This window comes from Ruegeria sp. CK1 (genome assembly GCF_056536545.1).
The window spans coordinates 31,715-42,550 of sequence record NZ_JBQFPX010000015.1 but is presented as its reverse complement, the minus strand read 5'-3'; the positions used below and the strand labels follow the sequence as shown (position 1 = coordinate 42,550).

Here is a 10,836-nt window from a genome sequence, read left to right as displayed (position 1 = left end):
AAGCCGAAGCCGAAGCCGAAGCCGAAGCCGAAGCCGAAGCCGAAGCCGAAGCCGAAGCCGAAGCCGAAGCCGAAGCCGAAGCCGAAGCCGAGCAAATAATCGAAGAACCTGCCGCCGCGACCACGGAACAACCTGCTGAACCCGCACAACAGAAACAGGGTGGATTCATTCCTGCTCTGCTTGGCGGGGTGCTTGCAGCGGGGATTGGATTTGCCGCAGGCAGCGCGGGACTATTCGGCTCTGGCAACACGGATGCGCTGACATCGCTCGAGGCAAAGCTCAGCGATCAGGCCAGCCAGATCGAGGCACTTACGAAATCCATCTCTGACACATCGGGGGTAGATAGCAAAATTGCGGCGCTGACCGATCAGGTGACACCGCTTGGTGCGGACCTAGACGCGTTAAAATCCAGCCTTGCAGGATTGGAAAGCAAGGTCGACCCTCTGGTCAGCCGGCTGAATGACCTGGAAAATGGCGCATTGACCCAAGGTGCGTCTCCTGAGGTATCCGCGGCCTTTGAAGCCGAGTTGAAAAAACTGCAAGATTCGCTAGCCGCTCAGCGAACCGAGGTTGAGAAAATGGTCTCTGATGCGCAGGCATTAGAGGCCCAGGCCGCCGCAAAGTCACAGGCTGCCAGTAATGCGGCAGTGCTGACGCAGGTGTTTGGCCAACTGGACGCCGGTCAGCCGTATGGCAATTTGCTGGATGAACTCAAAGCAGGGGGCGTAACTGTCCCCGATGCCCTGTCTGCACCGTCGGAAGAAGGCGTTGAAACAATGGCTGAACTCCGCACGTCTTTTGCGCCTGCGGCCCGTACTGCTTTGGCGGACGCCAGGGATGTAGACAAAACTACCGGGCTGATGGCCTTTCTGCAGCGTCAGACCGGGGCGAGATCGGTAACCCCGCAAGAGGGTGACAGCCCCGATGCGGTTCTGTCACGAGCAGAAGCTGCATTGGTTGACGGAGATGTAGCTGCTGCGCTGACCGAACTCAAAGCCTTGCCTGAATCGGCTCAGGCAGCATTGGCTGATTGGGAACAGGCAGCCCAAACGCGCGTAGCTGCCGTTGACGCCGCAAATGCGCTGCAATCCAGCGTAAACTCGAACTAAAGGACCTGCCATGCTGTGGTCATTGTTAAAGATCCTTGTTTTTGTAGCGATTATCGGCCTGCTGGCCGTAGGTGCCATGTTCCTGATGGACACCAGCGGCGGCGTGCAAATCACCGCTGGCGGCGTGGAATATACGTTGGGGCCGTTGCAATCGGTGATCGCGCTGGGCGTTCTGGTGGTAGTGATCTGGCTGTTCTTCAAGTTGCTGACCCTGCTGATCGCGACACTGAAATTCCTGAACGGCGACGAAACCGCCTTGTCCCGTTATTTCGACCGCAGCCGCGAGCAGCGCGGCTATCAAGCGCTGTCCGATGGTCTCATGGCGCTGGCATCAGGCGAAGGGCGCGTAGCGATGAGCAAGGCCCACAAGGCCGAGAAGCTGTTGAACAAGCCGGAACTTACAAACCTTCTGGTGGCTCAGGCCGCCGAGATGAATGGCGACACGAAAAAGGCGTCTGAGACCTATAAAAAGCTGGTTACGAACAACGCGACCCGCTTTGTCGGTGTACGCGGGATTATGAAACAAAAATTGGCTGAGGGCGACGACGACACCGCCCGCAAGTTGGCCGAAAAAGCGTTGGCGATAAAACCGCGCCATGCCGAGACTCAGGACATTCTGCTGGGTCTGCAGACCAAATCGCAGGATTGGACCGGTGCGCGTTCGACCCTGACGGCCAAGCTGAAAGCCGGGCATCTTCCGCGCGACGTATTCAAACGCCGCGACGCGGTGCTGGCCTTGTCCGAGGCCAAGGATATTCTGGATGACAGCGCCACTGTCGAACAGCAAGAGCATGCGATCGAGGCCAATCGCCTGTCGCCCGATCTGGTGCCCGCCGCAGCGATGGCCGCGCGCGCCTATATCGAAAAGGGTAAACCTCGTGCTGCGACCAAGATCCTGAAAAAAGCGTGGGAGGTACAGCCGCATCCCGATCTGGCCCATGCCTTTGCTGAAATTGCACCGGATGAAACGCCTGCGCAACGGATTACCCGGTTTACGGCTCTGACTCGTATCCACCCGGAAAACCCGGAAACCCGTCTGATTCTGGCCGAGCTGAACATCGTGGCCGAGGATTTCCCAGAAGCCCGTCGTGCGCTGGGCGATATAGTGGAAAAACAGGCCGACGCGCGGGCGTATACGCTTATGGCCGCGATTGAACGGGGAGAGGGTGCCACGGACGCGGTGGTGCAAGGCTGGCTGGCCAAAGCGCTGAATGCACCTCGAGGTCCGCAATGGGTCTGTGACAATTGCCACGACATTCAGCCGGAATGGGGCCCCGTTTGTCAGAATTGCGGTAGTTTTGACACCCTCAGCTGGCAAACCCCGCGAACGCCTGAAATCGCCACGGCAACCGGCGTACACATGCTGCCGCTGATCGTGGGCGCGCTTGAGGACAAGGTTGAATCCGAGCCAGAGGCAGAAGAGGCTGAGGAAACAATGGAGCCAGAGGTTATCGAGATGGAGGCGGAACCCGTTCGTCCTGATGTCGAACCCGCCAGCCCCGATGTCCAGCCTGTTCGTCCCGACGTTGAGCCGGTGGTAGAAAAACAGAGCTAGCAGTTAGCTTTGTTGGATCACCGCAACTAAGGCATTGTCAGAGTGTTCGGTTCTAAGTTTTAGCATCCTGATAGGTCCAACGGTACTTAGGTGGCGTTGGGCCTTTGTTGCGCCCGCCTTGCTGGGTCTGCTCCCAAGCATGTGCTAGAATACCGACAGACCGTGATAGGCAAAACAAGCCACGAGCAAGTGGAGCCGCAAAACCAAGCTCTGTATAAATGACCGCTGTAGCACCGTCGATGTTCATCGGAACTGGTTTGCCCTTGCGACGCGCAAGCTCAGCCTCAATGTCTAATGCAATGGCTTTAAAGCGTCCCTCACAGGCGTTCTGTTTTATCGCTTCGTCAACCAAACTCATCAATCGCGGTGCGCGCGGGTCTGTTGGTGTGTGAAACCGATGGCCAAAGCCAGGCAGAATTTTCCCGTGCACGGCGATCCAGTCATCAATCGCTGCACCAACGCTGGACTGGTGCGAACTGATAAAATGGAACAGCGTGACAGCTTGCTCGCCCGCGCCGCCATGGACATCGCCAAGCATGTTCACGGCACTTGCCATGGCGTTATTGAGGGGCAGCCCACAGGTCACTGCCATTCGGGCCGTCGCGATGGAAGGCGCTTGCGGTCCATGATCCACGGCTGCAACCAAAGCGGCTTCGAACAACCTCAGCTGTTCAGTGGACGGCCTGTCGCCACGCACCATGAACCAGATCATTTCGGCAAAGCTGACATTGCCGATAAGGTCCTGAATCGGCTCTCCACGCAGGTCGATACGCCCGGGTTCCATATCGATGATGGAGGTCGTCCACCAGTCGGCCACGTCGGTCATATGACTCCCTCCTGCTTCAGCGCACTGATCTCCGCTTCGGACAAACCAAGCTCAGACCAGATCAATGCGTTGTCTGCGCCCAACTCTGGTGGAGCTTTTTGAGGCATCTTGCGCTGACCATCCATCATGACAGGACTTCCTGCCAGCTTCATTTCTCCGCCGCCAACCGATAGGGATCCAATCAACCCGCGACCTGCCAGCTGTTCGTCAGACAGGGCCTCGGGCACGGTCAGTACCGGCCCAGTTGGTACGCCCAGCGCATTCAATTCATCAACCCACGCAGCAGCCGGACGAGAGCGCAGCGTCGACTCGAGGTCCTTGCGAAGGGCATGACGGTTTCTTTTACGGTCTTCGCGCGTTTCGTAATCGGGGTTTTGCAGCAAATCCGCACGCTGCAGATGTTGGACAAGCGCCTGCCATTGCTCATCGCGGTTTGCAGCGATGTTGATCGGGTTGTCTACGGTTGCAAATGTCCCGGACGGAGCGGATGTGGTGTTCTCGTTGCCATGCGCGCCGGGGGTGACGCCACCGACCAGAAAGTTCGAAACCACCCAACCCATTGTTGAAATCACCGCTTCGGACATGGCGATATCCAAGAATGCGCCGCGCGGGTTGGCGTTTAATGCTGCGCTGATTGCAAAGGCGGCTGTCAAGCCGCCTACCGTATCTGCAAGTGGATAGCCGACACGGTAGGGCGCCGTATCTGGGGCGCCGGTTATCGACATGACACCGCTTAGGCCTTGAACGATCTGATCGTAAGCCGGGTCGTTTCGGCGCGGTCCATCCTGACCAAACCCACTGATCGCGCAATAGATCAAGTTGGGGTTTTCGGCTCGCAAGACCTCGTAACCAAGTCCCAGACGTTCCATGACCCCAGGCCTGAAGTTTTCAACAAGAACATCCGCGCTTTTTGCCAACCGCTTCAGCAGAGCTTTGCCCTTCGCGGATTTCATATCCAGTGTGACGGATTTTTTGTCTGCGTTCTGGGCGAGAAAGCTGATACCCATCCCCGCCTTGTTCCGGTCTGGGTCAGCCCCTAGGACGCGAGCAAGGTCGCCGCCCTGCGGTCGTTCGACCTTGATCACCTCAGCCCCCATCAGCGCTAGCTGATAGCAGCAATACGGGCCTGCCAGAACGTTTGTCAGGTCAAGAACCCGTATGCCTGCCAGAGGCTCAGTCGCCATCCGCGACCCCGGCGGCCCGTGCTCGGGCCCGACGTGCGCGGTAGCTGGGCAGCAACACCAACAGCGCTGCAATCACCAGCAGGCCCAGTGTCATCGGACGTTCCCAAATGAATGCGATACCATCATAGAGCTGCATGGACCGGGCGAAATTGTCCTCCATCATGCCACCGAGGATGAAACCAATCAGCAGAGGGGCCAGCGGATAGTCGGCAAATTTCAAGGCCGTGGCGCAGACGCCGAAACCAACCAAAATCAGCAATTCGGTCGCATTGTTCTGTCCGATATAAGCACCCATTAGGGTGAAGAACAAAATGAACGGGATCAGGTAGTTGCGCGGAACGGACAATACCTTGGCGATGTAGGGGATCAGTGGCAAGTTCAGGATCAGCAGCACCAAGTTGCCGATGAACATCGACATAATGACTGCCCAGAAAATCTGCGGCTCATCCAGCATCAGGCGCGGGCCGGGGGTCACGTTCAGGGCGATCAGCGCGCCCAACAGAATGGCGGTGGTCCCGGACCCCGGAATGCCAAGCGTCAGCAATGGCACAAATGACCCTGTGCAGGCGGCGTTGTTGGCCGATTCCGGCGCGGCAAGCCCCTTGATCGAGCCTTTGCCGAACTCGTCCTGCTCTTTCTTAGGCGCAATGTTGCGTTCGACCGCGTAGCCAAGGAAGCTGGCGATTGTCGCTCCGGCCCCCGGCAGAACGCCAATGAAAAAGCCTTGGACCGATTGGCGGCCGATCACGGGCGCGATGGCTTTGGCTTCGTCCTTTGTAATGCGCAGGTCTTTGATTTTACCGTCGTCGCCTTTGAGGTCCTTTGGCTTGAGAACCAAAAACAGCGCTTCGGGCAGGGCGAACATGGCCATGGCGAGCGTAATGAAGCCAAAGCCTGATTGCAGGTCCATGATCCCCATCGTGAAGCGAGGCAGGTTGAATAGCGCACCTTCGCCAACGGTTGCCATGATAAGCCCGAGAACTGTCATGATCACAGCCTTGGCAACCTGTCCGCTGCCCGCAAACGCAGCGATTGCGGAAAGTCCAACAACCATCAGTGCGAAGTACTCAGCTGAGTGAAATAGCAGGGCCACCGAAGACAGGGCAGGCGCAAACACCATCAACAGCACTGCCCCAAGCGTGCCGCCGGCGAAACTTGCAATTGCGGCAACTGTCAGTGCTTTACCGGCCTTGCCCTGGCGCGCCATTGGATAGCCGTCGAAACTGGAGGCAACGGTACCCGCGACCCCTGGCGCGTTCAGCAGAATAGAAGATGTAGAGCCGCCGAAAATGGCTCCATAATACACCCCAGCCAATAGGATCAACGCGGCGGACGGGTCGCCCATCGAAATGGCAACCGGGATCATGATGGCAATGATCGACATCGGCCCGAGGCCGGGCAACATGCCGATAAATGTGCCGATCAAACATCCCGCGACGACCATCAACAGGTTTTGGATGGAGAATGCCGTTTGCAGGCCGATCAATAGTCCTTCAAGCATGTCAGCCTCCGAAAATGCCCGGCAGGGGGCGCATGTAAATACCAAGGACTTCCTGAACCAGATACCAGACAGCGCCGGTTGCAATGAATGCAACGGGCAGCATGATGTGCCACTTGCGCTCACCCAGAATGAAGGAACCGAGGATCAAGAAGGCTGAGGTTGAGATCAGGAAGCCCACAGGGCGTAGGCACAGAGCATAGATGACCATCAGCGCCAACAAGATCAGGGCTTGGTCAAGATGGTATTCTCCCAGCCGTCGATAATCGATATCGGCCTCTTTTGGCTCGGACTTTTCAAAGCCTAGCAAGATGATCGTTGTTGTGATGACACCCAGAATGGAAAGCACTTTCGGGAATGTGCTTGGCCAGATTGGATTCCGTTGCATAAAGGGGGGAAGGCTACTGTCCATCGTGAACCAAGCGGCGTAGCCATACGTTAAACACACACCCAGCAGAATGAGCGCGATCCAGCGATCCAGCGCCATGACACCCCCTCCTTTTTTGTTGTCGTTGGGGATGGCAGAGCGGCCCACCGCTCTGCCAATTGTTCGCTTACAGGAAGCCCAGCTTTTTCATCAGATCGCCGATCTGCTGTTCCTGCTGCTCAAGGAACGACTGAAAATCATCGCCAGAGTTGTGGATGTTTACCCAACCATTGCGGGCACGAACTTCTTCCCACTCGGGAGTGTCGTACATCTTGGCAATTGCGTCCTGATAGGCGACCAGCTTGTCCTCGGGCAGGCCGGGGGCCGCGAAGAATCCGCGCCAGTTCACAAAGGAAGTGTCGATGCCCTGTTCTTTCATGGTCATTGCATCAGGCGCAGCATCCACACGTTCGTCGGCTGTAACGCCGATGATCTTGACCTCACCTGCGTTTGCCAGATCGACAGCTTCCGAGAAACCGGTCGACAGCGCCGCGATCTCACCCGAAAGCAGGGCTGCCATGGCTTTGCCGCCTGCGTCATAGGGGATGTACTTTACAGCCAAGGCGTCCTTGCCGGCCGCTTCCATGACCATGGCCGCAACCAGATGGTCCATGCCGCCCGGTACTGAACCGCCACCGATTGCTGTACCCGACGGATCTGCGTCAAACGCAGCCAGCAAATCATCCATCGAGTTGATAGGGCTGTCTTTGCCCACAACAATCGCCGCGTAGTCGCCGATAGTGCCGGAAACCAGTGTCAGGTCGCGGAAGTTGTGCGGAAACACTCCGGTCAGCGAACGGATAACGATAGGCGTCGAGTTCACCATCAGTGTGCCGTGGTTGCTGTCGGCGTTTTCGATCAGAAAGCCGATGGCCTTACCACCGCCGCCACCGGACATGTTTTCGTAGGAAGCGGTGCCAACTAGACCCGCATTGGTCAGCGCTTCGCCTGTGCCACGGGCCGTACCGTCCCAGCCGCCGCCAGCACCACCGGGGATCAGAAAGTGGATGCTGTCTACGACCTGATCTTCGGCCAACGCCGGCCCGGTCAGGCCAACTGCGGCCACAGCTGCGATTAGGGCGCGCCGGCCCAGTTTGAATGTCGTCATGATTTCCTCCCGTTTGACATCCAGCCGCATGGCGGCTCAGATTGGGCGAAACAAAAACACACCAACCTGACATCAACCTGTCACGCGGCAAAAAACTGTTTGAGCCTGATGAAATTTCTGCTTGTCGAAGATAACTTGGACCTCGCGAATGCGGTCAGTTCGCGCATGCGGCTGGATGGTCATGTCATTGACCATGCAGCAAATTTAGAGGACGCGACCGCTTATGTCGAAACCGAGGAATATGATCTGATCCTATTGGACATCATGCTTCCGGACGGGGATGGTCGCGACTTTCTGAAACGGCATCGGGCAAGCCGATTGGACACGCCGGTGATTGTTTTGACGGCGCGCAGTCAGATTTCAGATCGAATCGGTTCGCTCGATTTAGGAGCGGATGACTATGTGACCAAACCGTTCGACCATGCCGAGCTTGAGGCGCGCTGCCGCGCGGTTCTGCGTCGAAAAACAGGAAGCGCGAAGTCGACAATCGAGATCGGCGGCGTGGTGTTTGATCCGGTGGCAGGTCACCTGACAGTTGCAGGCGACATCGTTTCATTGCGGAATCGGGAGTTGCGCATGATGGAGCTGTTTATTAACGCTCCGGGTCACGTGTTTTCGAAACAGAAACTTGCGGACAGGTTATTTTCCTACGACGACAACGTGTCTGACAACGCCATAGAGGTCTATGTCGGGCGCTTGCGCAAGCACCTTGAAAAGTCGGGGTTGAAAATAACCACTCTGCGCGGCTTGGGGTATAGGTTGGATCATGACCACTAGCCCGACCGTTTCAGGATCCTTGAGAAGTCGGCTCGTGCTGACACTGATTGGTGGTGCAGCGGTTCTTGCGATCCTCCTGTTCTTCGCGGTTCGAAATTATGCGGCACAGGTGGCGCAGCAAGGTCAGGACAACATCCTAGAGGCGTCGGTAACATCTATCTTGGATGCGGCGGCGCTTAGGGACGGAACGCTTGAAGTAGATATCCCATATGCTGCCTTCTCGATGCTGAGCACGCCTTCCGATGACCGGGTGTTTTACGCCATTTTCCAAGACGGGGACTTCCTGTCCGGATATGAAGACCTTCGCCTTGCAAGCGGGCTTGAAGACAGCGACTGGTCGTTTACATCCGGTGAACTTCGTGGCGAACGTGTCCGACAAATCAGCGCCAGTCGAACACTAGTGGGACTGGAGAAGCAGACAGAAATCGAAGTCGTGCTTGGCCAGACCCAAGATGCGCTTTCGGAAACTCTGGATCAGATTTCGCGAAATGCCGCACTTTTGGGGTTAGGCTTCTTTCTTCTCACAGCGGCGCTTTCCTTTTGGGTTACTTCAACAACGATCGGGCAGCTCAACAAGCTGACGACATCGGTAACACGAAGGGGGCCACAGGACCTTAGCCCATTTAAGAAACCCGTTCCCCGAGAAATGGCGCCATTGGTTATGTCGTTGAACTCGTTGATGGGTCGATTGGATCATTCGCTTAGCCAATCTGAAGATTTTATCGCCGAGGCGGCCCATCGTGTGCGAACGCCACTCGCGACCGTTAGGTCTTATGCTGAAGCAACGCTGCACCGGGTCGAAAAAAAAGAAAACCGCGAGGCGCTGCGCGCTATGATTCGTGCGATCGACGAAAGCTCTCGTGCTGCGGGTCAGCTTTTGGACCACGCAATGACTACGGCCCGTGCGGATCGCCTAGAACGCGAAGATGTAGACCTTGTTGAACTGATCAGTGAGCTCGTTCAAAGATTGACGCCGATTGCGGAAATGAAAGAGCTGTCACTTTCCTTAACGGGTGATCCAACAGTGCCCTATTCCGGCGATCCAATCCTGATTCAGAACGCCGTGCGCAATTTGATCGACAACGCGCTGAAATATGCGCCTGCGGATAGTACAGTCGAGATCGAGGTCACTTCCAAACCTGAGGTCAGGGTATGCGACGCGGGACCGGGTTTCCTACCAGAAGAGATTGATCAGCTAACGCGAAGGTTTGAACGTGGCAGAAACGCCTTGGGAACGATTGGATCTGGATTGGGATTGACTATCGCAGAGGATGTGGCGACCGCGCACGGCGGCAAACTGACCCTTACCAATAGGCCAACGGGGGGCGCATGCGTTATTTTATCATTCTAGTGTTGTTTGTGCTGCCTAGCTTGGCGGTGGCGGAAGACTGGGAAGATCGCTTGATCTTTAACGAAAACGCAGAGGGGCCTCGTCTTCGAATTGTCTCAAGCACCGATACGTTTTTGTTTGCACCAACAATAGAGGGGTTCATCGCACAAAACCCCTTAGTTAGTATCGAATACCTCGTTTCAAGCACAGCGGATATCAACAAACGCGTCCGCGCCACGCCCGATGCTTTCGACATAGTTGTCTCCAGCGCGATGGACCTGCAATTGAAACTGGCGAATGACGGTTTTGCACTGCCAATCGATGACATCGAAACGCCGTCTTGGGCCCAGTGGCACCAAAGCTTGTTTTCGTTCACGACCGAACCTGCGGCCATCGTGATCAACCGCACAGCATTTGAAGGCCAAGAACTTCCTTTGACGCGTCAACAGTTGATCGAGGTGCTGCGCGAACAGCCTGAAGAATTTCGTGGCAAAGTAGGAACGTATGACGTCCGCGAGTCCGGCCTCGGCTATCTTTTCGCGACACAGGATGCACGTGCTTCGGAAACCTATTGGCGCTTGATGGAGGTCATGGGTGGCCTTGATGTCAAATTGTATTGCTGTTCCGGCGAAATGATAAACGACCTTGCCGATGGAACGATCTTGGTCGCTTACAACGTCCTTGGCAGCTATGCCGAAGTTCGCACGGAGAATAAGGATTCTCTTGAGGTGATTTTACCGACGGATTTTCAGACAATTATGATGCGGACAGCCCTGGTTTCAAAGACAACTCAAGAGCCGGACGCGGCAGAGGCATTCGTCCGCTATCTTGTTGCAGAGAACCCTGCTTCTGAGGATGTTTCGTCATCGCTTCCGCCGCTCACGTCTCAGGATAGCTCAACGGATCATGAGACTATTGGATTGAACCCAGCGTTGCTGACTTTTTTGGATGATTTGAAGCGAAGAAAGTTTCTGTCTGCGTGGGAAGATGCGGTGATTCAGTAGTGAGCGTGTTGCAGTGCT

At 56.3% G+C, this 10,836-nt stretch carries 10 protein-coding genes; 5 read left to right on the top strand and 5 right to left on the bottom strand.

From position 1 onward, the window contains the following. Together ACR0L3_RS20240 and ACR0L3_RS20235 are read left to right on the top strand one after the other, a co-directional pair. On the top strand, positions 1-1,109 hold a 1,109-nt coding region (locus tag ACR0L3_RS20240; protein ID WP_480747594.1), incomplete at its 5' end, for a COG4223 family protein. A gap of 10 nt (positions 1,110-1,119) precedes the next feature. Further along, positions 1,120-2,664, top strand: coding sequence for a heme biosynthesis HemY N-terminal domain-containing protein (locus ACR0L3_RS20235; RefSeq protein ID WP_480747593.1), 1,545 nt, complete (start codon positions 1,120-1,122; stop codon positions 2,662-2,664). Between the two features lie 52 nt (positions 2,665-2,716). Here ACR0L3_RS20235 and ACR0L3_RS20230 read toward each other — a convergent pair whose 3' ends face one another. The 5 genes from ACR0L3_RS20230 to ACR0L3_RS20210 all read right to left on the bottom strand — a co-directional run bounded on the left by ACR0L3_RS20230 (position 2,717) and on the right by ACR0L3_RS20210 (position 7,707). Further along, entirely contained in the window at positions 2,717-3,490 is a 774-nt protein-coding gene (locus ACR0L3_RS20230) for a citryl-CoA lyase (protein ID WP_480747592.1), read from the bottom strand. Next, positions 3,487-4,674, bottom strand: coding sequence for a CaiB/BaiF CoA transferase family protein (locus ACR0L3_RS20225; protein WP_480747591.1), 1,188 nt, complete (start codon positions 4,672-4,674; stop codon positions 3,487-3,489). Before ACR0L3_RS20225 ends, ACR0L3_RS20230 begins: the two co-directional genes overlap by 4 nt. Next, positions 4,664-6,175: a tripartite tricarboxylate transporter permease gene (locus ACR0L3_RS20220; protein WP_480747590.1), complete on the bottom strand. Its 1,512-nt coding sequence runs from the start codon at positions 6,173-6,175 to the stop codon at positions 4,664-4,666. The genes ACR0L3_RS20225 and ACR0L3_RS20220 overlap by 11 nt, the downstream gene beginning before the upstream one ends. Position 6,176: 1 nt before the next feature. Beyond that, positions 6,177-6,659: a tripartite tricarboxylate transporter TctB family protein gene (locus ACR0L3_RS20215; protein WP_480747589.1), complete on the bottom strand. Its 483-nt coding sequence runs from the start codon at positions 6,657-6,659 to the stop codon at positions 6,177-6,179. Positions 6,660-6,726: 67 nt separating this feature from the next. Then, a complete protein-coding gene (locus ACR0L3_RS20210) occupies positions 6,727-7,707 on the bottom strand; it encodes a Bug family tripartite tricarboxylate transporter substrate binding protein (RefSeq protein ID WP_480747588.1) in 981 nt (326 codons plus the stop codon). Positions 7,708-7,815: 108 nt separating this feature from the next. Here ACR0L3_RS20210 and ACR0L3_RS20205 point away from each other — a divergent pair, with 108 nt between their 5' ends. From ACR0L3_RS20205 to ACR0L3_RS20195, 3 genes are read left to right on the top strand one after another with little or no spacing between them, the layout of a single operon-like run. Continuing rightward, entirely contained in the window at positions 7,816-8,484 is a 669-nt protein-coding gene (locus ACR0L3_RS20205; RefSeq protein ID WP_480747587.1) for a response regulator transcription factor, read from the top strand. Beyond that, positions 8,474-9,835 carry a sensor histidine kinase N-terminal domain-containing protein gene (locus tag ACR0L3_RS20200; protein ID WP_480747586.1) on the top strand — a complete coding sequence of 454 codons (1,362 nt, stop codon included), beginning with the start codon at positions 8,474-8,476 and terminating at the stop codon, positions 9,833-9,835. The genes ACR0L3_RS20205 and ACR0L3_RS20200 overlap by 11 nt, the downstream gene beginning before the upstream one ends. Further along, complete coding sequence (locus ACR0L3_RS20195) at positions 9,814-10,818, top strand: ABC transporter substrate-binding protein (RefSeq protein ID WP_480747585.1); 1,005 nt, start codon at positions 9,814-9,816, stop codon at positions 10,816-10,818. Before ACR0L3_RS20200 ends, ACR0L3_RS20195 begins: the two co-directional genes overlap by 22 nt. The last annotated feature ends 18 nt before the right edge of the window (positions 10,819-10,836 follow it).

Coding starts and splice junctions, on each gene's coding strand:
- ACR0L3_RS20205 (WP_480747587.1), top strand. CDS start 7,816: ATGAAATTTCTGCTTGTCGAAGATAACTTGGACCTCGCGAATGCGGTC.
- ACR0L3_RS20210 (WP_480747588.1), bottom strand. CDS start 7,707: ATGACGACATTCAAACTGGGCCGGCGCGCCCTAATCGCAGCTGTGGCC.
- ACR0L3_RS20195 (WP_480747585.1), top strand. CDS start 9,814: ATGCGTTATTTTATCATTCTAGTGTTGTTTGTGCTGCCTAGCTTGGCG.
- ACR0L3_RS20225 (WP_480747591.1), bottom strand. CDS start 4,674: ATGGCGACTGAGCCTCTGGCAGGCATACGGGTTCTTGACCTGACAAAC.
- ACR0L3_RS20215 (WP_480747589.1), bottom strand. CDS start 6,659: ATGGCGCTGGATCGCTGGATCGCGCTCATTCTGCTGGGTGTGTGTTTA.
- ACR0L3_RS20220 (WP_480747590.1), bottom strand. CDS start 6,175: ATGCTTGAAGGACTATTGATCGGCCTGCAAACGGCATTCTCCATCCAA.
- ACR0L3_RS20200 (WP_480747586.1), top strand. CDS start 8,474: ATGACCACTAGCCCGACCGTTTCAGGATCCTTGAGAAGTCGGCTCGTG.
- ACR0L3_RS20235 (WP_480747593.1), top strand. CDS start 1,120: ATGCTGTGGTCATTGTTAAAGATCCTTGTTTTTGTAGCGATTATCGGC.
- ACR0L3_RS20230 (WP_480747592.1), bottom strand. CDS start 3,490: ATGACCGACGTGGCCGACTGGTGGACGACCTCCATCATCGATATGGAA.